This is a genomic window from Pseudomonas sp. DTU12.1 (genome assembly GCF_009873475.1).
GTDB classification, from domain to species: Bacteria; Pseudomonadota; Gammaproteobacteria; order Pseudomonadales; family Pseudomonadaceae; genus Aquipseudomonas; species Aquipseudomonas proteolytica.
On record NZ_CP045254.1, the window covers coordinates 4,532,448 to 4,553,977 of the forward strand.

Consider the following 21,530-nt stretch of genomic DNA (forward strand, 5'->3'; position numbering starts at 1 on the left):
GCCGCAGCGCAGGTAGAATACCCGCCACCTTACGCAAGATGCGACCCGCACATGACCGATCTGACGCTTTATCACAACCCGCGCTGCTCGAAATCCCGCGGTGCGCTCGAACTGCTGCAAGCCCGTGGCCTGGCGCCCACCGTCGTGCGTTATCTGGAAACCCCGCTGGACGCCGCGCAGCTTGAAGCCCTGCTCGGCAAACTGGGAATCAGCGCCCGGCAACTGCTGCGCACCGGCGAAGACGAATACAAGACCCTCAACCTGGCCGACGCCAGCCTCAGCGAGGCGCAATTGATTGCTGCCATCGCCGCCCACCCCAAGTTGATGGAACGGCCGATCCTGGCCACCGCCGACAAGGCCGTGATTGGCCGCCCGCCGGAAAATATCCTGGAGATCCTGCCGTGAGCGCGCCCTACGTCCTGGTGTTGTATTACAGCCGCAACGGCTCGGTCAGCGAAATGGCCCGGCAGATTGCCCGGGGCATCGAGCAAGGCGGCCTGGAGGCGCGCCTGCGCACGGTGCCGGCAATCTCCAGCGAGTGTGAGGCCGTAGCGCCGAGCATCCCGGCCGAAGGTGCGTTGTACGCCAGCCTCGACGACCTGAAGAACTGCGCAGGCCTGGCCCTGGGCAGCCCGACGCGCTTTGGCAACATGGCCGCGCCGTTGAAGTACTTTCTCGACGGCACCAGCAACCTGTGGCTGACCGGCGCCCTAGTCGGCAAGCCGGCCGGGGTGTTCACCTCGACCGCCAGCCTGCACGGCGGCCAGGAAACCACCTTGATGTCGATGCTGCTGCCACTGCTGCACCACGGCATGCTGATCACCGGCCTGCCCTACAGCGAACAGGCGTTGCTCGACACCCAGGGCGGCGGTACGCCCTACGGCGCCAGCCACCATTCCGGCGCTGACGGCAAGCGTGCCCTGGACCCCCATGAAATCGCCCTGTGCCGCGCCCTCGGCCTGCGCCTGGCGAAGACGGCAGCGAAACTGGAGAGTGGCCGTGGCCAAGAAGCCTAAAGTCCTGCCGCCCCAGGCCTGGCTCGAACCCCGGGTCAAGGTGGCTCGGGCCTTGAGCCTGCTGGCGTTTTTTGGCCTGGTAGGCCTGCTCTGCGTTTACTACCTGCTGGTCGCCGACCTGCATGGCGCCCGGCCCTGGGTGATCCTGCTGATCGAACTGGTGCCGCTGCTGATCCTCGCGCCAGGCATGCTCATGGGCAGTGCGCGCGGGCATTCGTGGATGTGTTTTGTGGTGAACCTGTATTTCATCAAGGGCGCCCTGGCGGCCTATGACCCCAACCGCCAGTGGTTTGGCGTGCTGGAGATGCTGGCGAGCGTGGCAGTGTTCTGCACGGCGCTGCTGTATGTGCGTTGGCGGTTCCAGCTCAATCGGCGGTTGGCCATGTAGGAGCGAGCTTGCTCGCGAAAAACGTTAACGATGACGCGGGCATTCAGAATGCACGCGGCGCCCTCAGGTTTTTCGCGAGCAAGCTCGCTCCTACAGGTCAATGGTTGACGGTATAGGCCAGCATCATCGACAACTGGCACATCGGCCGCCCGCTCTCGGCGTGCCACTGGTTGAACGCCGCCTGCACCGTCGCCAGGTCCCGCAGGCTGGTGGGGGCCTTGTCGACAATCTTCTGCGCATTGAGCGCCGCGACCACGTCATAGCTCGGCACAAAAGTGTCCTTGCCTACCATGCGCAAGAAGCGCGGCGCGGACAACCCGCCCATCTGGTGGCCGTGTTTGCTCAGGTATTTCCACAGTCCAACGATATCGGTCACCGGCCAATCGGCGATCAGTGCGCCGAAGCTGCCCTTTTCCTGCGCGACGTCGAGAATCATCTGCGCATTGCGTGGCACGCTCTTGAGTTTGCCCAGGTGGCGGATGATCCGCGTGTCCTGCATCAGGCGCTCAAGGTGCTCGGCGCCCATCAACACGACTTTTTCTGGATCAAAACCAAAGAACACCTGCTCGAACGCCGGCCACTTGGCGTCCACCACACTGTGCTTGAGCCCGGCGCGGAATACCCGCAGCGACAGGGTCGACAGGTAGCGGTCATCGCTGATCTGGCGCAATTGCGCCGGCGTCTTGGGCACCGGCAGGTGGGCTTCCAGCTCGGCCGCCGAACCAAAGCGGTTCAGACAGTATTCGTGCAGCCATTTGTAGTCGCGCATGCCCTCTCCTACGGGTTGAAATGAAAACGGCGCCCATGAGCGCCGTCTGTCAGAGCCTGGAAAAGGCTCAGAGGTTCACAATGTTGACGAAGCGCGAAGCGGCGGTTTCATCGATGCGCAGGCTGGTGAAGTCGAACAGGTTGCGGTCGGCCAACTGCGACGGAATCACATTCTGCAGGCTGCGGAAGATGCTTTCGGTGCGCCCCGGCGTCTTGCGCTCCCACTCCTGGAGCATGTCCTTGACCACCTGGCGCTGCAGGTTCTCTTGGGAGCCGCAGAGGTTGCAGGGGATGATCGGGAATTGCTTGAAGTCGGAGTAGGCCTGGATGTCCTTCTCGTTGCAATACGCCAGCGGGCGGATCACCACGTTGCGCCCGTCATCGGCACGCAGCTTGGGCGGCATGGCCTTGAGGGAGCCGTTGAAGAACATATTGAGGAAGAAGGTCTCGACGATGTCATCACGATGATGACCCAAGGCCATCTTGGTCGCGCCGATTTCATCGGCAAAGGTGTACAGGGTGCCACGACGCAGGCGCGAGCACAGCGAGCAGGTGGTCTTGCCTTCCGGGATCAGTTCCTTGACCACCGAATAGGTGTCTTTCTCGACGATGTGGTATTCGATGCCGAGAGTCTTGAGGTAGGCCGGCAGCACATCCTCGGGGAACCCGGGTTGTTTCTGGTCCATGTTCACGGCAACGATGTCGAACTTGATCGGCGCGACCTTCTGCAGGTGCATCAGCACGTCCAGCATGGTGTAGCTGTCTTTGCCGCCAGACAGGCAGACCATGACCTTGTCGCCCTCCTCGATCATGTTGAAGTCAGCGACAGCCTCACCGGCCAGGCGCCGCAGGCGTTTTTGCAGTTTGTTCTGATTGACGGTAAGGGTGCCCATGGCGCTTGGATCCGCGAAAAGGTGTGTGACGAAAAGCCGGGTATTTTAGCGGTATGGAGCACCGAGTTCCAATGTGGGAGGGGGCTTGCTCCCGATGGCGGTGGATCGATCAATAAATCCGCTGCCTGACCTACCGCTATCGCGGGCAAGCCCGCTCCCACAGGGGACTGCATTCCACGTCACAGACCCAGGCGCGATTAAGCCCAGTGTTTACAGTGCAATTTGCTCTAAAGCCACACACTTTTTCCGGTCATCACTTCCTATACTGCGACTTGAGGTCGCACATATATCCAGACCTTTCAGGCCACTTGGCCGGCGGGCGCTCCGCTTGGGGGGCGATGGTAATAACGACAGGAGTGACTGGCATGATCCATCACGTCGTGGGGCTTTTCACCCATCCCGACCAGGAATGGCGGGAAATTCGTGGCGATAAAGAAGAAAGCATCGGCCACATGTACCTCACTCACACGCTGATTCTCGCGGCGATCCCCGCCATATCGGCTTTTATCGGCACCACCCAGGTTGGCTGGGTCATCGGCAATCGCTCCCCGGTCATGCTGACCCAGGACAGTGCGTTGTGGATGACCATCATGTCGTACCTGGCGATGCTCGGCGGCGTCGCGGTGATGGGCGCCTTCATTCACTGGATGGCGCGCACCTATGACGCCAATCCAAGCATGGCGCGCTGCGTCGCGTTCGCCACCTACACCGCCACGCCGCTATTTATCGGCGGGCTGGCGGCGTTGTATCCACATATGTGGCTGGGCATGGTGGTGGGCACGGCGGCGATTTGCTACACCGTCTACCTGCTGTACGTGGGGTTACCGACCTTCATGAGCATCGACCCGGACGAAGGCTTCCTGTTTTCCAGCTCGGTGCTGGCGGTAGGCCTGGTGGTACTGGTGGCGATCATGGCCTTTACCGTGATTGTCTGGGGCCTGGGCGTGGGGCCGATCTACACCAACTGACGCGCTTTCAACCGCAGGAAAAGCCACCGCAAGGTGGCTTTGCGCGTTATGCATGACCATTCGGCGCCTGACAGATTCGGAAATACCCTTGGATGCGGCATACTGGACGTCTCTGGAGATATGTACAGCATGCCCGAGCAACTCAATACCCGCGTCGAAGATTGTTTCCTGCAAGCCGAATCCTTTTTCAAACGAAGTTTCAAACGCCCCCAGGTCAGCCTCAAGCTGCGTGGGCAGAAAGCCGGTGTCGCGCATTTGCACGAGAACCTGCTGCGCTTCAACCCCCAGTTGTATCGAGAAAACAGCCAACACTTCCTCAAACAGACGGTGGCCCACGAAGTGGCGCACCTGATCGCCCACCAATTGTTCGGCGAGCGCATCCAGCCCCATGGCGAGGAATGGCAACTGATCATGCGCGGGGTCTACGAACTGCCGCCTGATCGGTGCCACACCTATGAGATCCAGCGACGGCGCGTGACCCGTTATATCTACCGGTGCCCGTGTGCCGACAGTGACTTTGCGTTCTCGGCCCAGCGCCATGGGTTGGTGAACCAGGGGCGGCGGTATTTGTGCCGGCGCTGTCGGGAGACGTTGGTGTTTACTGGGGAGACGCGGGTGGAGTGAGGTTTTGGGGTGCCTGTTCCGGCCCCTTCGCGGGCAAGCCCGCTCCCACATTCTGAATGTATTCACAAATCAAAATGTGGGAGCGGGCTTGCCCGCGAAGGGGCCAGAACAGCCACTACCCCACCACCTTGGCCCCCCGCAGTTCGGCAATCCGCTGAAGACTGAAACCCAACTCCCCCAACACTTCATCACTGTGCGCCCCCACCGCCCCCCCAATATGCCTCGGCGCCGGCAACCCCTCGGAAAACTTCAGCGGGCACGCCATCTGCGCCTGGAACGAACCATCCCCGCGGGGCACCTGGCTCACCAGCTCCCGGGCCTGTAACTGCGGGTGTTCAAGGGCTTCGCCCAAACTGAGGACCGGTTCCACGCAGGCATCCACCCCAGCGAACAACGCACACAGCTCCTCAAAACTGTGCCGCTCAAACTCGACCTGCAATGCCTGCTTGAGTGCCTTCTGCTGCTCGGGCTTGGGCGACAACCCCAGGGCCGCCAGTTCCGGGCGCCCCAGCGCGCCACACAGTTGCTGCATAAACCCTGGTTCCAGGCTGCCCACCGACAGCCAGCGCCCGTCCCGCGAGCGGTAGTAATCGTAGAAGCTGCCGCCATTGAGCACCTGGTCTTCGCGCCCGGGCTCCACGCCACAGGCCAGGTAGGCCGCGCCGGCCATGGCGTTGAGGCTGAAGGCGCAGTCGGTCATGCTCACATCCAGGTACTGGCCCACCCCGCTGTGCTGCCGGGCAATCACCGCCGCGAGCAGGCCAACCACGGCGTGCAACGAGCCACCGCCCACATCGGCCAATTGCACGCCGAGGGGCAGCGGGCCGCTGTCCTCACGCCCGGTGTAGCTGGCGACGCCAGACAGTGCCAGGTAATTGATGTCATGCCCGGCGCGATCCTTGTAGGGGCCCGTCTGGCCGTAGCCGGTGATGGACACATAGATCAGCTTCGGGTTGATCGCCTTCAGCGCTTCATAACCCAAGCCCAGGCGCTCCATGACCCCGGGGCGGAACTGCTCCAGCACGATGTCGTAGTCGGCCACCAGTTGCCGCACGATCTCCAGCGCCTCGGGCTGCTTGAGGTCCAGGGCCAGGCTGCGCTTGTTGCGGTTGAGGTAGGCATGGCTGGCCGAAACGCCACGGTCGTGGGGCGGCAACACGCGCAACAGGTCCATGCGCGTCGGGGATTCGATGCGCAGTACCTCGGCGCCCATGTCCGCCAACAGCAACGAGGCAAAAGGCCCCGGCAACAAGGTCGAGAAATCCAGCACTTTGAGGGACGCCAAGGGGCCTGACATGGGAGCTCCGATTCCAGTTCGATGGGGCACAGAGTAGTCAGCCTTGGGCGCTAGCGGCAATTACCGTAACCATCATCGACAGTGACCGTTGTGCTCGTGCGCACACTAAAAAACCCATCCGAAGATGGGTTTTTTAGTGTGCGTCAGCGTTTACTTGATCGCTGGCGCCGGGCCTTCGGCTACGCCCAGGTCATCCAGTTCGCGGGTTTCGGAGATACCGGTACCGCCGGAAGCCAGCTCGCTTTGCAGCTTGTCGGTGTCCAGTTCCTTGACCCACTTGGCAACGACGATGGTCGCTACGGCGTTACCCACCAGGTTGGTCAGGGCGCGGGCTTCGGACATGAAGCGGTCGATGCCGAGGATCAGCGCCAGGCCGGCAACCGGCAGGTGGCCAACAGCCGACAAGGTTGCGGCCAGTACGATGAAACCACTGCCGGTCACACCTGCAGCGCCTTTGGAGGACAGCAACAGCACCAGCAACAGGGTGATCTGGTGGGTGATGTCCATGTGGGTGTCAGTCGCCTGGGCGATGAACACGGCAGCCATGGTCAGGTAGATCGAAGTACCGTCGAGGTTGAAGGAGTAGCCAGTCGGGATAACCAGGCCAACCACCGACTTCTTCGCGCCCAGGCGTTCCATCTTGATCAGCATGCGCGGCAGTGCGGATTCAGAGGAGGAAGTACCCAGTACGATCAGCAGTTCTTCACGGATGTAGCGCACCAGTTTCAGGACGCTGAAGCCGTGGGCGCGGCAGATGCCACCCAGTACTACCAGCACGAACAGGATGCAGGTGATGTAGAAGCAGATCATCAACTGGCCCAGTTGCACCAGCGAGCCAACACCGTAGGCTCCGATGGTGAACGCCATGGCGCCCAGGGCACCGATTGGCGCGAGCTTCATGATCATGTTGATGATGTTGAACATCACGTGGGCGAAGCGATCGATGAAGTCCAGCACCGGCTTGCCATAGGCACCCAGGCGGTGCAGGGCGAAACCGAAGATCACCGAGAACATCAGCACTTGCAGGATATCGCCGTTGGCGAAGGCGCCGACGATGGTGTTCGGGATCACGTTGAGGATAAAGCCGACGATGCTCTGGTCTTTACCGGCGGTGACATAAGCAGCCACTTTCGAAGCGTCCAAGGTGGCGACGTCGATGTGCATGCCAGCACCTGGCTGTACCACGTTGACCACGATCAGGCCGATCAACAGGGCGATGGTGGAGACGATTTCGAAGTACAGCAGCGCGTAGCCGCCGGTCTTGCCCACCGACTTCATGCTCTGCATGCCGGCGATGCCGCTGACAACGGTACAGAAGATGATCGGGGCGATGACCATTTTGATCAGCTTGATAAAGCCGTCACCCAGTGGCTTGAGGGCCACACCCGTCTGCGGGTAGAAGTGACCGAGCAGGATACCGATAACGATGGCAACGATTACCTGGAAGTACAGGGTTTTGTAGAACGGCTGACGAGTCGTCATTGCAAAGTTTCCTCAAGAGTCCCGTGTGGCAAATATCCGCCATTGCCCACGACACTTGAATTGCGAACCCTCCTGCACTGGAGGGATTTGTTTTGGCGATCTGCTGGCTGGCAGGTCTGTACTCCTTATCGCAAACTGCGTGCCACTTTCCTGAAAAACCCTGTAACCCTTGGCTCATGGGGGCTGACGAAAATTCATGGCTGTTTCAGGGGGGGCCGCAGGTGGCGGATATCCGCCCACCCGCCTAATCTCGTCCTACAATTTGGCGGATATCCGCCTTGTCCAGCCCAGACATGATGGCTACCATCGGCCACTCAATGGACGAGGCCCCTGCATGCGCGAACGCACCATCGCCAGTCATTACGCCCGCGCGGCCTTGGGCGGTGCGCACCGGGCCGGCTACGACTGCTCGACGCTGCTGCAGCAACTGGGCATTACCCCGCAATTGCTGGCAGAGCCCCGCGCACGCATCGCGCCGGAGCAGTTCACGCAGCTGTTGCAGAAGCTGTGGCTGGCCCTGGATGACGAATACCTGGGTTTCGCCGATGGGCCGAGCAAGCGTGGGACCTTCGCCATGATGTGCCACGCGCTGATTCACTGCCGCACCCTGGAGAAGGCGCTGGAGCGCGGCCTGTTGTTCTATAGCCTGTTCCCCCAGGGGCCACGCTGGCGCCTGAGCCGCGAAGGCGATATGGCCTGCCTGAGCCTGGATGACTCGCAACTGTGGGACCCGGATCACTTTTTGAGCGAGTCCCTGCTGGTGATCTGGCATCGCCTCGGCAGTTGGTTGATTGGCCAGCGTATCCGCCTGGAGCAAGCGACGTTCAGCTACCCGGCGCCGGCCCATGCCAGTGAGTACGACCTGCTGTTCCCTTGCCCCCTGGTGTTCAGCGCAGCCCGCAGCAGCCTGGTGTTCCATAGCCGGTACCTGAGCCTGCCGCTGCTGCAGGACGAGCGCACCCTCAAGCATTTCCTCGAACGCTCCCCCGCCGACCTGCTGTCGCGACCGGACGAAGGCGACAGCCTGAGCAGCCAGTTGCGGCGTCTGTTAAGCCGCGACCGCACACCCTGGCCCGACCTGGAAGCCGTGGCGCAGCACCTGCACATCAGCCCACAGACCCTGCGCCGGCATTTGCGTGAGGAAGGCACCAGCTTCCAGGCACTCAAGGATGAGCTGCGGCGGGATATTGCGATTTTTCATCTGGGGCGGGCGGATCTGTCGTTGCAGGAGATCGCCGAGCAGTTGGGGTTTTCCGAGCCGTCGGCGTTTCACCGGGCGTTCAAGAAGTGGACGGGGGTGACGCCGGGGGCTTATCGGGCGCAGGAAAGTTGAGGATGTATTGTTTGGACGGGCGCCATCGCAGGCAAGCCAGCGATGCGCATAGGTATCTACACGATTTTCAGAAACTGACGCCCCCCGTGGCGAGCGGGCTTGCCCCGCGCTGGGCTGCGAAGCAGCCCCAAAACCAGCCGCTGCGGTGTATCTGGTACAACGCATTCGGCTTATTGGGGCTGCTTCGCAGCCCAGCGCGGGACAAGCCCGCTCGCCACAACTGCGCTATCTGCCTGGATTTAGGCGTTGCGGCAAAGTTGTGTAGATACCGATGCTGCGATGCGGCCGGTCAATCCAATAAAGATCAAACAGCCGGAAAATGAATCCTGAACGCCGCGCCCCCTAGAGGCGAATCCCCCAGGGTCAACCGTGCGCCGTAGCTTTCAATAATGTCCTTGACCACCGCCAACCCGATCCCCTGCCCCGGATGCTGGCGGTCTAACCGCTCACCGCGCTGCAGGATCCGCGCACGTTGGTCGGGTGGCACACCGGGGCCGTCGTCTTCGATGCACAAGCGCACGCCATCGGCACTTTCATCCAGGGTCACGCGCACCTCACTCAGGCACAGGCGGTAGGCGTTTTCCAGCAGGTTGCCGAGCAACTCCAGCAAGGCGCCTTGCTCGATGGGCACGTCGCACTGCTCTGGTAGCGCGAAAGACACGCGCACGCGCTTGTCGCGGTAGACCTTGTCGAGGGTGTCGCACAGGCTTTGCAGCACCGGGCGCAGGCGCACCTGGTGGCGCACCAGGCCGCTTTTACGCAGGCTGGCGCGCTGCAATTGATAGCTGATCTGCTGGCTCATGCGTTCGATCTGCGACTGCAGGACCCGCGCCTGTTCAAGGTCCTGGGGGCGCTGGGCCATGTCTTCACTCACCCCCTGCAACACCGCCAGCGGGGTTTTCAGGCTGTGGGCCAGGTCGTCCAGGGAGTCGCGGTAACGGGTGCGCTGCTCGCGCTCGCTATGGAGCAAGCGGTTGAGGGAACCGGTCAGGCGCAACAGCTCCCGCGGGTGTTGCTCGCTGAGGCTCTCCCGGGTGCCGCCTTCGATTTCATCCAGCTCCTGGCTCAGCCGGCGCAAGGCCTGCAAGCCCCAGGTCAGGCCGATCCACAGCAGGCTCAGCAGCACCAGCAAGGCAGCGCCAAACCCCAGGTAGAGGTTCTCCCGCAGGCCTTCAAGGGTCACTTGGTATTCGCGCACCGGTTGCAGGGCGACAATACTGAACGCCGCGCTCTTGCCGCCCAGCAGCTTGACCTCGACGTCATAGACGAAAAATTCCTGGCCGTTGGCTTCGCGGATCTTCGCAAACTCGTTGCCGCGCCCGTCGTAGCGCGGCCGGTAGTTGATGTTTTCTTCCCTGGTCGCCCGCGAACGCCAGACCAGATGGCCTTCACGGTCGTAGATATAGCCCAGCAGGCGACTATCGGTCAGGTTGAAGCGCTCGTCCGGCAACTGCGCCGGCATCAGCAAGCGGTTGTTATCGACCCGCGCGGCAGAGATCAGGGTGGTCACATCGGACGCCAGGCGCTGCTCGATGGAATCCTGCAACGCCAGGCTGAACGCGCCCTGCATCGCCGGTAACAGCCCGAGCATGAACAATACGGCCAAGGTGGTGGCCGCCAGCATCAGGCGCACACGCAGCGAACGAATCAACGGCAGCGCTCGTTAAACATGTAGCCCAGGCCACGCACGGTGTCGATGGGCTTGAACCCGGCCGGGCCTTCGAGCTTGCGACGCAGGCGGCCGACCAGCACTTCGATCACGTTCGGATCACGCTCGTCATCATCGGGATAGAGTTGTTCCATCAACCGATCCTTGGCCACCACTTGCTGGTGATGACGCATCAGGTATTCGAGGATCCGGTACTCATAGGCCGTCAGCGCCAGGGGCTGCTCGTCCAGGGACGCCTGCTTGCGGTTGAGGTCCAGCAGCAAGGGGCCGGCGACGATGGTCGATTGGGTAAAACCGCTGGAGCGGCGCAACAGGGCGTTCATCCGCGCCTCCAGCTCTTCGAACTGGAACGGCTTGACCACGTAGTCATCGGCCCCGGCGGCCAGGCCTTCGACCTTGTCCTGCCAGTTGCCGCGCGCGGTGAGGATCAGGATCGGGAAGGTCTTGGCCTGGGCCCGCAGTTGGCGGATCAGGTCCAGGCCGCCCATGCCTGGCAGGCCCAGGTCGATGATCGCCAGGTCATGATTGAATTGCCCGGTCTGGTACAGCGCTTCTTCGGCGTTAGCCACGGCTTCGACCACGTGGCCGCTGTCGCCAAGACGGGTCAGCAGGTGATGGCGCAACAACGCCTCATCTTCGACAACCAGCAATTTCATAACACTCTCCAAGGCCAATCCACCGTCCCGCAGGGAACCATCATAGCGGCCCTGAAGGTATGCTTGCGCAGTTTACGGCGGTTGAACTGAACACAGTCTGAACCGGCGGGCTACCCAGGCAGGTCCCGCCCCGTGCAGAATAGCCGGCATGAACCCGATACCCGCCTGCTGCACCCCACTTGATGACCATTGGCCGCTGCCCGCCACCTTGCCCGGCACGGTGTTCCTGAGCACCCGTTTCGAGCCCAAATTGCTCGAACCCGGCGACTTCCAGCGCTGCGCCGTGCCGCCGCCGGCCAGTATCCAACGCTCGGTGGCCAAGCGGCAGGCGGAGTTTCTGGCGGGCCGGCTGTGCGCCCGCAGCGCCTTGCAACAGCTAGAAGGCCTGGACTTTATCCCCGCCATCGGTGAGGACCGCGCCCCGGTGTGGCCCTCGCATATCAGCGGCTCGATCACCCATAGCACCGGGCATGCCGCCGCCATCGTCGGCCACAAGGCCCAGTGGCGCGGGCTGGGCATGGACCTGGAAAACCTATTGCCCCTTGAGCGGGCCGAGCGCCTGGCCGGGGAAATCCTTACTCCGGATGAGATGCAGCGCATGGCCACAGGGCCAAGGGAGCAGGTTGCGCAGCTGGTGACCCTGACGTTTTCGGCCAAGGAGAGTCTGTTCAAGGCGCTCTACCCGATTGTGCAGAAGCGTTTCTACTTTGAGCATGCCGAGGTGGTGGAGTGGTCCGATTCAGGATTTTTGCGCTTGCGATTGCTGACGGATTTGTCCAGTGAGTGGTGTTATGGCAAGGAGCTGGAGGGGCAGTTTGCGGTGGATGACGGGCAGTTGTTGAGCCTCGTGGCCATCGGTGCCTGATATAGCGCTATCGCAGGCAAGCCAGCTCCCACAGTTGACCGAGTACATCCTTTGGAATGCAAGCTGGCTTGCCTGCGATGACGCTCTCAAGTCTTGTCCTGATCCCGCGGCCAGCTCAGGCTGAAACACGCCCCGCCCAGGTTGTTGCTCTTGCTGATCAATGCCCGGCCGCCGTGCCAGTAGATAATCCGCCGCACAATCGACAAACCCAAGCCATGCCCACCCGAGGCGCGTGTACGGCTGTCGTCCAGTCGCAGGAATGGGGTAAAGATCCGCTCCCAGGCGCTTTCCGGCACGCCTGGGCCATCGTCTTCGACGTCGATACGGCAACGCACCTGCCCCACCTGGTAACTGATCAGCACCCGCGACTGCGCATGGCGCATGGCATTGCTCACCAGGTTTTGCAGGGCGCGGTGCAGGTAGCGCGGCTCGGCGTCGACCCAGGCCGCATCCAGGTGCGCCGATGACAGACACACGCCCCGCGCCACCTCGATCCCTGGCCGCAAGGGTGCCAGCTCGCCGATCACCTGGTCGAGCAAGGCACTGAGGTCGACCCGCTGGAAACTCAGGGCCGGCGAACCCTGCTCCAGGCGCGCATAGGTGAGCATTTCATCCACCAGGCCGTCGAGGTCCTGGATATCACTGTCCATGCCTTCCATGTATTTGCGCCGGGCTTCGGGCGTCGCGGCGTCGCCGATCATCTCCAGGCCAAAACGCAGGCGGGCCACCGGGGTGCGTAACTCATGGGACACCGCGCGCACCAATTCACGCTGAATCGCCAACAGGCGCTGCAAGTGCTCGGCCATGCCGTTGAAGGCCGCCGCCAGGCGCCCTACCGAGTCGGCACCGCGCGCCGGCACCCGCGCTTCCAGGTTGCCCTTGGCGATGCGCGTGGCGGCCGCTTCGAGCCCGCGTAGGCGGCGCTCCAGTTGGCGTACCAGCAAATACACGATCAAGCCGATCAGGGTCAGACCAATCAATGCAATCAGCACCAGCCATTGCGCCGGGTAAGGATTCATCTGGTACAGCGGGCCGATTTCCAGGACCCACGGCGTGCCGACCATGCCGGCAAACACACGGATCGAGTCGCCGCCCTTGCCCAGGGCCATCACCGTGTCGCCTTCGGCCACGCGACGCCGCTGGTCCTCGTCCATGTCCGCTTCGTCGAGCTTGAGCAGGTGCATTTCAAAGCCGAAGCCCTTGGCGTCTTTCAGGTCGGCCAACCGCTGCGGCTGCTCGGCCACTGGAAAACGCACCAGTTCGTCGGCCAGCAAATAAATAGTGGCCCGGGCCAACTGCTCGCTGATCTGCTGCACTTCGCCGGTGAGCAGCAGTTGCTCCTTCTCACTGACCAGGCGCAATACCCGGGCCGCATGGGGCCCGGTCTGCTCCACCAGGACCTGGCCACGCTGCAGGCGATTGCGCTGGCTCAGGTCCAGGCGGGCATCCGCCACCGTCTGCAATTGCAAGGGAATCCCCAGCAATCGCTCCCACACCGCCAGGGCGCGCTGGCGCTCGATGCTGCTCATCGGCTGCAGGTTGTCGCCCATCAGGGCAAAGGTGCCGTGGGCCAGCCGCTCGCGGTACTGGCCGCTGCGCACCTCATTGAGCAGGTGCAGCGCCAATACGCCAAGCAGGGCCACGAGGATCAGCGCCGCGCACATGCCGCCATAGATACGCAGGAAGATCGAGTTCACGACAGCATATCGGCGGCGGCTTCGGGGACGAACAGGTAACCTTTGCTGCGAATGGTCTTGATCAGGCGCGGGTGGATGGGGTCGTCGCCGATTTTCGGGCGGATCCGCGAGATGCGTACGTCAATGGAGCGGTCCTGGCCGTCGTAGCCGATACCGCGCAAGGCGGTGAAGATCTCTTCCCGAGACAGGATGCGACCGGCATTGGCCACCAAGAGCCACAACAGATCGAATTCGGCGCTGGTCAGTTCGATGCCGCCATCGTGCAGCCAGGCTTCGCGCAAGGCGTTGTCGACCACCAGGGGGCCGAATTGCAGGCGCCGCTGTTTTTCCGGGGCGGCAGGCTCGGCGCTTTCGCTGCGCCGCAACAGCGCCTGGATCCGCGCCAGCAGCAGGCGCGGGCGCACCGGCTTGCACACATAGTCATCGGCCCCCATGTCCAGGCCCAGGACCTGGTCCATGTCGTCGGTACGCGCGGTGAGCATCAGGATCACCCCGTCGTAGCGCTCGCGCACCTTGCGGCAAATGCTCAGGCCGTCTTCGCCGGGCAGCATCAGGTCGAGGATTACCAGGTCCGGCTGCTCGGCAATGATCCGCGCCACCGCCAGGGCTCCGTCGCCCTCGATGGAGACCCGCAGGCCGTTGCTTTCCAGGTAGTCACGGGTCAACTCAGCCAGCCGCTGGTCGTCCTCGACAATCAGTACCTGCCAGGCTTCTTGCTCCACGGGTGGTCCTCGTTTTTATAAGGGATTTGTCAGGACTGCGCAGGTTCAAATGTAGGAGCGGGCTTGCCCGCGATAGCAGTGTGTCAGGCAACATACCTACTGCTGATCCACCGTTATCGCGGGCAAGCCCGCTCCCACATTTTGATCTTCGCCAGCCGTACCAAATTTGTCATGCATAAAGGGCATAACAGTGTAGGAATAAAGGCCGATTGTAGCCATGGCCTGACCCTGCAACACAAGCCAGGAAATGCATTCGGTGATCGCGATTTTTTGTGATAGGGTTCGCGCCCGCAAAAATCCAACCGGGTGTTTTCAGCTTGGAATATTCGGTGACAAACGGTGCGATGCAGCAGTACTGCGGCCTACACGGCGGTTCCACCTTTCATACACATTTTACCCACAGCGTTATCCACAGGTAGTGCGTTGCTAAGCCCCCCAAAACGCATTATCTTGTACCTCGTCGCAAAAAAAACCCTACATGTAGGGTTTCAAGCGACAAGACCAAACACAAATCAGACAAGAAACTCAAGAGCTTTCTTGCTCCTGTTTGGTGGAACTTAAACCTTTTTCGAAAGCCCAAACCGCGCACGCGGATGGCTGCTGTTTTCAAGCCCCAACGGGAGAAAACGGTACGGGTGTTGCAATACAAACGACACCCACACAGGAATACGGTAAAGAGCCCAGGGCTTGGAACCGAAGACTTCGGCATGGAAGCGGCGCGAACAGCTCCCTTCCTCCTGTCCCGAGGTTGTTATGCCAGGCCAAGGCCTGTTGTAAGTGCTTCAGGACGGAACGGTGGGCACCGTGATGGTGCCCAAATAAATATAGAATGTGGAGACAACCCCCCATGCAAACCGACACAACTCGCGAGAACCCGCAAGGCTCCGTGCCGCAGGGCGCTGATTCGAATATGGATCTGTCCGCCACCGCGCCCGGCCAATTGCGCGTGATCAAGCGTAACGGCACTGTCGTTCCTTACACCGATGACAAAATCACCGTCGCCATCACCAAAGCGTTTCTTGCAGTTGAAGGCGGCACCGCTGCCGCTTCGTCGCGTATCCACGACACCGTTGCCCGCTTGACCGAACAAGTCACCGCGACCTTCAAGCGTCGCATGCCGTCGGGCGGCACCATCCACATCGAAGAAATCCAGGACCAGGTCGAACTGGCCCTGATGCGCGCCGGCGAGCAGAAAGTCGCCCGCGACTACGTGATCTACCGCGACTCGCGCGCCAAGGAACGTGCCGTACACGCGCCGTCCGCCGAAGCCGTGCAAGCCCACCCGTCGATCCGTATCACCTTGGCTGATGGTTCGTTCGCGCCGCTGGACCTGGGCCGCCTGAACACCATCATCACAGAAGCCTGCGAAGGCCTGGAAGAAGTCGACGGCGACCTGATCCAGCGTGAAACCCTGAAGAACCTGTACGACGGCGTGGCCCTGACCGACGTCAACACCGCCCTGGTGATGACCGCCCGTACCCTGGTTGAGCGTGAGCCGAACTACTCGTTCGTGACCGCGCGCCTGCTGATGGACACCCTGCGTGCCGAAGGCCTGGGGTTCCTGGGCGTGGCCGATAGCGCCACCCACCACGAAATGGCCGACCTGTACGCCAAGGCCCTGCCTGCGTACATCGCCAAGGGTATCGAATTCGAATTGCTGAACCCGATCCTGGCCACCTTCGACCTGGAAAAACTCGGCAAGGCGATCAACCACGAGCGTGACCAGCAGTTCACCTACCTGGGCCTGCAGACCCTGTACGACCGTTACTTCATCCACAAGGACGGGATCCGTTTCGAACTGCCGCAGGTGTTCTTCATGCGCGTGGCCATGGGCCTGGCGATCGAAGAGAAGCACAAAGAAGACCGTGCCATCGAGTTCTACAACCTGCTTTCGTCCTTCGACTACATGTCGTCGACTCCGACCCTGTTCAACGCCGGCACCCTGCGTCCACAGCTGTCGAGCTGCTACCTGACCACCGTGCCGGATGACCTGTCGGGCATCTACCACGCGATCCACGACAACGCCATGCTGTCCAAATTCGCTGGCGGCCTGGGCAACGACTGGACGCCGGTCCGTGCACTGGGTTCGTACATCAAGGGCACCAACGGCAAGTCCCAGGGCGTCGTGCCGTTCCTCAAGGTGGTGAACGACACCGCTGTCGCGGTCAACCAGGGTGGCAAGCGCAAAGGCGCTGTGTGTGCCTACCTGGAAACCTGGCACATGGACATTGAAGAGTTCATCGAGCTGCGCAAGAACACCGGTGATGACCGTCGTCGTACCCACGACATGAACACCGCCAACTGGATCCCTGACCTGTTCATGAAGCGCGTCTTCGATGACGGCCCGTGGACCCTGTTCTCGCCATCGGAAGTGCCAGACCTGCACGATCTGACCGGCAAGGCCTTCGAAGAGCGCTACGAGTACTACGAAGCCCTGTCCCAGTACCCAGGCAAGATCAAGCTGTTCAAGACCATCCAGGCCAAAGACCTGTGGCGCAAAATGCTGTCCATGCTGTTTGAAACCGGCCACCCATGGCTGACCTTCAAGGACCCGTGCAACCTGCGCAGCCCGCAGCAGCACGTGGGCGTGGTCCACAGCTCGAACCTGTGCACCGAGATCACCTTGAACACCAACAAGGACGAGATCGCCGTTTGCAACCTGGGCTCGATCAACCTGCCGAACCACATCGTCAACGGCAAGCTGGACACCGCCAAGCTGGAACGCACTGTCAACACCGCCGTTCGCATGCTCGATAACGTGATCGACATCAACTACTACTCGGTGCCACAGGCGCAGAACTCCAACTTCAAGCACCGTCCGGTCGGCCTGGGCATCATGGGCTTCCAGGACGCTTTGTACCTGCAGCACATTCCCTACGGTTCGGATGCTGCGGTCGAGTTCGCCGACAAGTCCATGGAAGCGGTCAGCTACTATGCGATCCAGGCTTCCTGCGACCTGGCCGACGAGCGCGGCGCCTACGAGACGTTCCAGGGTTCGCTGTGGTCCAAGGGCATCCTGCCGCTGGACTCGCAACAGATCCTGATCGAAGCCCGTGGCCAGAAGTACATCGATGTTGACCTCAACGAATCCCTGGACTGGGCGCCGGTACGTGCCCGTGTGCAGAAAGGCATTCGTAACTCCAACATCATGGCCATCGCACCGACCGCGACCATCGCCAACATCACTGGCGTGTCGCAGTCGATCGAACCGACCTACCAGAACCTGTATGTGAAATCGAACCTGTCGGGCGAATTCACCGTGATCAACCCGTACCTGGTCCGCGACCTGAAAGCCCGCGGCCTGTGGGACTCGGTGATGATCAACGACCTTAAGTACTACGACGGTTCGGTACAGCAGATCGAGCGCATCCCGCAAGAACTCAAAGAGCTCTACGCGACCGCGTTCGAAGTGGACACCAAGTGGATCGTTGACGCCGCCAGCCGTCGTCAGAAGTGGATCGACCAGGCACAGTCCCTGAACCTGTACATCGCCGGCGCATCGGGCAAGAAGCTTGACGTGACCTACCGCATGGCTTGGTACCGTGGCCTGAAAACCACTTACTACCTCCGTGCCCTGGCCGCGACCAGCACCGAGAAGTCCACCATCAACACCGGCAAGCTGAACGCTGTATCCAGCGGTAACCACGGTGATGATTCGGTTCTCGCAGCGCCGGCCGGCCCAGCGCCAGTGCCTAAAGCCTGCGCGATCGACGAGCCGGATTGCGAAGCCTGCCAGTAAGCTGACAGCACCTTGGGTTTAACCCCCCAAGGATGAAAAGCCCCCGATAGGCCTATGGTGTATCGGGGGTTTTCTTTTGCCTGGCAAAAGCTGCAGCGCAACCTAGAACAATACGGTGGCGATACCCGACTCTGGCCGCCCGCCTCGCGCGCCCCACAACTCAATACGGCCATTGATCACCGCCATTGAATGACCTTTGTATTCCACCGTCCCCGCCTTGCTGTTTCGCAAGTCAGCGTCCGTGGCCGGCCTGTAATGCCCTTTCAGGCCCAGGCGGTCCAGGCCTTCACGCGCAGCCTCACCATCGTTGAGGCTGTTCATCGCCGCCATAAAACTGCGTCCGGCAACGCCATCATTGTTTTCCATCTGTGCACGCTTGGCACTGGCGGCAAACAGGAAGTTGGCATCGGTCATCATCGCCGGGTCATCCCCCTGGAAACGCGCGTGGGTAGCCGCCTGACGCAACTCGTCCCTGGACAAGGACAGCTTGAAGCCGTCGCGCATGGTCACGTCATAGCCCGTACTCGTCTCCTTCACATCCCTGAAAATGTCCGTGGGTTTCTGGCCGAAATGCATCATTGCGGCCTTTATGGCAGAAACCGTTACACAATTGCTGCTAGGCCCCTGGCTGAAGCCACTCCAGATATTGTCCGGCTTCTTACCGGGGTTGCTCTTATCAGGTTTGTAGTTGAAATGCTGCGCACCGTTGGTGATCGGCTTGTTGCTCATGCTCTCGGTAGGGCCGAAATTAGCGGGATTTACATTGCCGCCGCGACCTCCACCCCCACCTCCACCGCCACCGCCACCTTTGGGCGACGGAGGGGCCACATCGTCGCTGGGAAACCACTCGTCCAGCATCCGCTTGAGAAACTGTAGAAACTTGTCATCCGCTTCCTCGATCAGCTTGTTAAGCGCTTCCTTGAATTTCTCATCACCCAACTTCTGACGCAGTTCATTCAACTTGTCGCGCAAGTCCTGAGCCGTCTGGGTCTTGGAGGTTTGCTCGGCCTCGAACAACTGGTTGAACAACGTCTTGACCGCCGACACGTCACTGACGGGTTCGATGGGAGCAGGCTCCCGACGCGTAACAGTCGGCACAAAAGCCATGCGCCCATTACCTGGCGCGGACACCCCGGAGTTCCACATTTTCAGCCCCCATTGATCGATGAGCCCCCTGGGCTCTTGCCCCGATCAGTGGTGCGGGCCGATTGAAGCGTTCCTTTCCCAAGCATTTCAGTGCGTAACCCAATGCGGCACCGGTGCTTTTCCCACGCCCACAAAAAAGCCCCTCTGACGAGGGGCTTCTTGTGCAGCGCTAACCCATCAGGTCATCTGAATGATGGTCTGCATGATGGTGCTCTGGGTGGAGATGGTCTTGGCGTTCGCCTGGTAGTTGCTCTGGGCCTTGATCAAGTCCACCAGCTCGTTGGTCAGGTTGACGTTGGAGTTCTCCAGGGAGTTGGCCACGATCGAGCCCAGGGTCCCGGCTTCTGGTGCATCGTAGCCAGGCTGGCCCGAAGCGAAAGTTTCTTTCCAGGTGGTGCCACCTGCCGGCTGCAACCCTTGCTCGTTGTTGAAGCTGGCCAGGGAGATCTGGCCGATGGCCTTGCTCTGCTGGTTGCTGAAGGTGGCGAACAGTACACCGCTGCCGTCGATTTTCAGCCCGGTGATTTCGCCGGTGGCGTAGCCATCGGTGATCGGCGGGTTGCGGTAGCTGGCCGAGTTGTACTGAGTGATATCGGACATGTTGATCGCGATACCGCCCGGGTTGGCCGCCGCCCCGTTGTCAGGGTTCCACACGCCGTTGTCCATGACGCCCGGCTTCCAGTTGCTGATGGTCAGGGTGGTGTTGGATACAGTGCTCGGCGGGGTGACGATGCCCTTCAGGGTGCCTGATGTATCGAATGTCACCGTGGAGGCCACCGGGGCAACCGCGCCCGTTCCCTTGACCGGCGTACCGTCAGGGTTACGCCCATCGATCAGGGTGTAGGACTTCCAGGTATTGGAGCCGGTTTTCACCATGTACTGCACCATCTCATGGGCATTGCCTTGAGTGTCATACAAAGTGGTGCCGTACTGCTCGGTAAACGAGCTCGCTACCGTCGGATCAAACGGGCTGGTCGCCTGGTCGATCACCGGCTTGGAGGAGTTCAGGTTGCTGCTGGAGTCAACCTTGGTCGACGCTTTAGGCGGCAAGTTGGACAGGTTGATCCGCAGGTCGGTCAGGCCGCTCTTGGAGATTTTGCCATCTTCATCGGCTGCATAACCCTGCAAGCGCGAGGTGCCGGTGTTGTTGGTGATGTAACCGTCTTTGTTGGCCTGGAACGAGCCATTACGGGTGTACTCCAGCGAACCGTCGCTGCCCTTCTGTACGAAGAAGCCGCCGCCCTGGATGCCCATGTCCAACACGCCACCGCTGCCGTTGACTTCACCCTGGGTGAATTGCTGGGAAACCGCCGCCAGGTTCACGCCGGTACCGATGGTTTTATTGCCTGTGCCCAGGCGGGACGCGGCATAAATGTCGCCGAACTCTGCCCGGGACGACTTGAAGCCGGTGGTCGCGACGTTGGCGATGTTGTTGCCGGTCACGTCCAGTTGTTTGTTGGCCGCATAGAGGCCGCTAAGGCCGATATTAAAAGACATGTTTCTCTCCTCTTGCCGTATTTAGCCGGCTCTATGTACCGATAGTCTGAATTTGCGACAGCTTGATGCTGCCCATGCCGCCAGAAAGATTGAGCAGCATTTCGCCGCCGGTCTGGCTCAAGGTCACGCTGGTGACCGTGGCCGGCAGCGAGGTTTTCAAGGCCACCGGATCACCGGCGTCATTCTTGGTGCTGGCCGCGAAGGTGTAGGAGCCAGAATCAAGCTGCTCGCCTGCTTCGTTCTTGCCGTCCCAGATAAAGTCCGACTTGCCGGCGCTCTGGGCGCCCAGATCGATGGTCTTGACCAGGTTGCCGTCCTTGTCGGTGACCTTGACGGTAACGTTGCCCACCGACGCACCCACGGCAACCGAGCCGGTAAAGCTCTTGCTGGTGTCGACCATGGCCTTGTTGGTTTCAATAATTACCGAACGCCCCACCAGCGACGAGGCTTGCAGCGCCTGCGACGACTTGTAGTTACCGGTGATGGTGTTCACCGAATCGTTCAAGGTGTTGATGCCTTCCAGGCTGCTGAACTGCGCCAGTTGCGCCACGAACGCGCCGTTGTCCTGGGGCGACAGCGGGTTCTGGTTCTTCAACTGGGTGACCAGCAGTTGCAGGAATGCATCCTTGCCCAGGGACTGGTTGCCCGAGGCCGCCTTGGCGGTATCGGCCAGGTTGCCCTGGCTGGACTTGGCATCCTTGACCTTGGAGTCGAACAGACTCTGGATCGTCGATTGACTCGACACATCGTTAGTGACGGACATTCTTTAG

19 protein-coding genes are annotated in these 21,530 nt (G+C 61.2%); 8 read left to right on the forward strand and 11 right to left on the reverse strand.

All coding sequences use genetic code 11. The features are described 5' to 3' along the window. The first annotated feature begins 51 nt into the window (after window positions 1–51). From arsC to GDV60_RS19945, 3 genes are read left to right on the forward strand one after another with little or no spacing between them, the layout of a single operon-like run. On the forward strand, window positions 52–405 hold the full coding sequence (gene arsC, locus GDV60_RS19935) for an arsenate reductase (glutaredoxin) (protein WP_092237613.1): 354 nt from the start codon (window positions 52–54) through the stop codon (window positions 403–405). Continuing rightward, on the forward strand, window positions 402–1,016 hold the full coding sequence (gene wrbA / locus GDV60_RS19940; RefSeq protein WP_029299742.1) for an NAD(P)H:quinone oxidoreductase: 615 nt from the start codon (window positions 402–404) through the stop codon (window positions 1,014–1,016). The genes arsC and wrbA overlap by 4 nt, the downstream gene beginning before the upstream one ends. Beyond that, a complete protein-coding gene (locus GDV60_RS19945; RefSeq protein ID WP_029299744.1) occupies window positions 1,000–1,404 on the forward strand; it encodes a DUF2069 domain-containing protein in 405 nt (134 codons plus the stop codon). Before wrbA ends, GDV60_RS19945 begins: the two co-directional genes overlap by 17 nt. A 97-nt stretch (window positions 1,405–1,501) precedes the next feature. Here the strand turns inward: GDV60_RS19945 and GDV60_RS19950 are convergent, their stop codons facing one another. Together GDV60_RS19950 and ttcA are read right to left on the reverse strand one after the other, a co-directional pair. After that, complete coding sequence (locus GDV60_RS19950) at window positions 1,502–2,173, reverse strand: DNA-3-methyladenine glycosylase I (RefSeq protein WP_159908545.1); 672 nt, start codon at window positions 2,171–2,173, stop codon at window positions 1,502–1,504. A 67-nt stretch (window positions 2,174–2,240) separates the two neighbouring features. Then, window positions 2,241–3,065: a tRNA 2-thiocytidine(32) synthetase TtcA gene (ttcA, locus tag GDV60_RS19955; RefSeq protein WP_029299748.1), complete on the reverse strand. Its 825-nt coding sequence runs from the start codon at window positions 3,063–3,065 to the stop codon at window positions 2,241–2,243. A gap of 365 nt (window positions 3,066–3,430) precedes the next feature. On the opposite strand from ttcA, the gene GDV60_RS19960 reads away from it, so the two are divergent. After that, a complete protein-coding gene (locus tag GDV60_RS19960) occupies window positions 3,431–4,033 on the forward strand; it encodes a Yip1 family protein (protein ID WP_029299750.1) in 603 nt (200 codons plus the stop codon). A gap of 129 nt (window positions 4,034–4,162) precedes the next feature. Beyond that, window positions 4,163–4,657 (forward strand): SprT family zinc-dependent metalloprotease, encoded by a 495-nt coding sequence (locus tag GDV60_RS19965; protein ID WP_029299752.1) that lies wholly within the window; start codon window positions 4,163–4,165, stop codon window positions 4,655–4,657. Between the two features lie 115 nt (window positions 4,658–4,772). Here the strand turns inward: GDV60_RS19965 and GDV60_RS19970 are convergent, their stop codons facing one another. Further along, a complete protein-coding gene (locus tag GDV60_RS19970) occupies window positions 4,773–5,954 on the reverse strand; it encodes a CaiB/BaiF CoA-transferase family protein (RefSeq protein ID WP_092237619.1) in 1,182 nt (393 codons plus the stop codon). Window positions 5,955–6,104: 150 nt separating this feature from the next. Next, the gene (locus GDV60_RS19975; RefSeq protein WP_092237622.1) at window positions 6,105–7,436 is read right to left on the reverse strand and encodes a dicarboxylate/amino acid:cation symporter; all 1,332 of its coding nucleotides are present in this window, start codon (window positions 7,434–7,436) and stop codon (window positions 6,105–6,107) included. 334 nt (window positions 7,437–7,770) lie between these two features. Between GDV60_RS19975 and GDV60_RS19980 the strand changes: the two genes are divergently transcribed. Then, a complete protein-coding gene (locus GDV60_RS19980) occupies window positions 7,771–8,769 on the forward strand; it encodes an AraC family transcriptional regulator (protein WP_159908547.1) in 999 nt (332 codons plus the stop codon). A 304-nt stretch (window positions 8,770–9,073) separates the two neighbouring features. Here GDV60_RS19980 and GDV60_RS19985 read toward each other — a convergent pair whose 3' ends face one another. After that, a complete protein-coding gene (locus GDV60_RS19985; RefSeq protein WP_070994657.1) occupies window positions 9,074–10,420 on the reverse strand; it encodes an ATP-binding protein in 1,347 nt (448 codons plus the stop codon). Continuing rightward, window positions 10,417–11,094: a response regulator transcription factor gene (locus GDV60_RS19990; protein ID WP_029300720.1), complete on the reverse strand. Its 678-nt coding sequence runs from the start codon at window positions 11,092–11,094 to the stop codon at window positions 10,417–10,419. The genes GDV60_RS19985 and GDV60_RS19990 overlap by 4 nt, the downstream gene beginning before the upstream one ends. Window positions 11,095–11,242: 148 nt before the next feature. Between GDV60_RS19990 and GDV60_RS19995 the strand changes: the two genes are divergently transcribed. After that, window positions 11,243–11,959 carry a 4'-phosphopantetheinyl transferase gene (locus GDV60_RS19995; RefSeq protein ID WP_070994658.1) on the forward strand — a complete coding sequence of 239 codons (717 nt, stop codon included), beginning with the start codon at window positions 11,243–11,245 and terminating at the stop codon, window positions 11,957–11,959. Window positions 11,960–12,045: 86 nt separating this feature from the next. On the opposite strand, the gene GDV60_RS20000 is transcribed toward GDV60_RS19995, so the two are convergent. Continuing rightward, complete coding sequence (locus GDV60_RS20000; protein ID WP_029300724.1) at window positions 12,046–13,656, reverse strand: ATP-binding protein; 1,611 nt, start codon at window positions 13,654–13,656, stop codon at window positions 12,046–12,048. Next, the gene (locus tag GDV60_RS20005) at window positions 13,653–14,378 is read right to left on the reverse strand and encodes a response regulator (RefSeq protein ID WP_029300726.1); all 726 of its coding nucleotides are present in this window, start codon (window positions 14,376–14,378) and stop codon (window positions 13,653–13,655) included. The genes GDV60_RS20000 and GDV60_RS20005 overlap by 4 nt, the downstream gene beginning before the upstream one ends. 847 nt (window positions 14,379–15,225) lie before the next feature. Here GDV60_RS20005 and GDV60_RS20010 point away from each other — a divergent pair. After that, window positions 15,226–18,117 (forward strand): ribonucleoside-diphosphate reductase subunit alpha, encoded by a 2,892-nt coding sequence (locus tag GDV60_RS20010; protein WP_029300728.1) that lies wholly within the window; start codon window positions 15,226–15,228, stop codon window positions 18,115–18,117. A gap of 102 nt (window positions 18,118–18,219) precedes the next feature. On the opposite strand, the gene GDV60_RS20015 is transcribed toward GDV60_RS20010, so the two are convergent. From GDV60_RS20015 to flgD, 3 genes are all read right to left on the reverse strand, one after another. Further along, complete coding sequence (locus GDV60_RS20015; protein ID WP_256679323.1) at window positions 18,220–19,224, reverse strand: hypothetical protein; 1,005 nt, start codon at window positions 19,222–19,224, stop codon at window positions 18,220–18,222. 216 nt (window positions 19,225–19,440) lie between these two features. Then, on the reverse strand, window positions 19,441–20,760 hold the full coding sequence (flgE, locus tag GDV60_RS20020; protein ID WP_159908551.1) for a flagellar hook protein FlgE: 1,320 nt from the start codon (window positions 20,758–20,760) through the stop codon (window positions 19,441–19,443). Between the two features lie 31 nt (window positions 20,761–20,791). Next, window positions 20,792–21,523, reverse strand: coding sequence for a flagellar hook assembly protein FlgD (flgD, locus tag GDV60_RS20025; RefSeq protein WP_159908553.1), 732 nt, complete (start codon window positions 21,521–21,523; stop codon window positions 20,792–20,794). Window positions 21,524–21,530: the final 7 nt, after the last annotated feature.

Bases quoted from the DNA above. Each gene is read 5' to 3' on its own strand.
- GDV60_RS19980 (WP_159908547.1), top strand. From the start codon at position 7,771: ATGCGCGAACGCACCATCGCCAGTCATTACGCCCGCGCGGCCTTGGGC.
- flgD (WP_159908553.1), bottom strand. From the start codon at position 21,523: ATGTCCGTCACTAACGATGTGTCGAGTCAATCGACGATCCAGAGTCTG.
- GDV60_RS20015 (WP_256679323.1), bottom strand. From the start codon at position 19,224: ATGGCTTTTGTGCCGACTGTTACGCGTCGGGAGCCTGCTCCCATCGAA.
- ttcA (WP_029299748.1), bottom strand. From the start codon at position 3,065: ATGGGCACCCTTACCGTCAATCAGAACAAACTGCAAAAACGCCTGCGG.
- GDV60_RS19970 (WP_092237619.1), bottom strand. From the start codon at position 5,954: ATGTCAGGCCCCTTGGCGTCCCTCAAAGTGCTGGATTTCTCGACCTTG.
- GDV60_RS19975 (WP_092237622.1), bottom strand. From the start codon at position 7,436: ATGACGACTCGTCAGCCGTTCTACAAAACCCTGTACTTCCAGGTAATC.
- GDV60_RS19960 (WP_029299750.1), top strand. From the start codon at position 3,431: ATGATCCATCACGTCGTGGGGCTTTTCACCCATCCCGACCAGGAATGG.
- arsC (WP_092237613.1), top strand. From the start codon at position 52: ATGACCGATCTGACGCTTTATCACAACCCGCGCTGCTCGAAATCCCGC.
- GDV60_RS19950 (WP_159908545.1), bottom strand. From the start codon at position 2,173: ATGCGCGACTACAAATGGCTGCACGAATACTGTCTGAACCGCTTTGGT.
- flgE (WP_159908551.1), bottom strand. From the start codon at position 20,760: ATGTCTTTTAATATCGGCCTTAGCGGCCTCTATGCGGCCAACAAACAA.
- GDV60_RS20010 (WP_029300728.1), top strand. From the start codon at position 15,226: ATGCAAACCGACACAACTCGCGAGAACCCGCAAGGCTCCGTGCCGCAG.
- GDV60_RS19995 (WP_070994658.1), top strand. From the start codon at position 11,243: ATGAACCCGATACCCGCCTGCTGCACCCCACTTGATGACCATTGGCCG.
- GDV60_RS19965 (WP_029299752.1), top strand. From the start codon at position 4,163: ATGCCCGAGCAACTCAATACCCGCGTCGAAGATTGTTTCCTGCAAGCC.
- GDV60_RS19990 (WP_029300720.1), bottom strand. From the start codon at position 11,094: ATGAAATTGCTGGTTGTCGAAGATGAGGCGTTGTTGCGCCATCACCTG.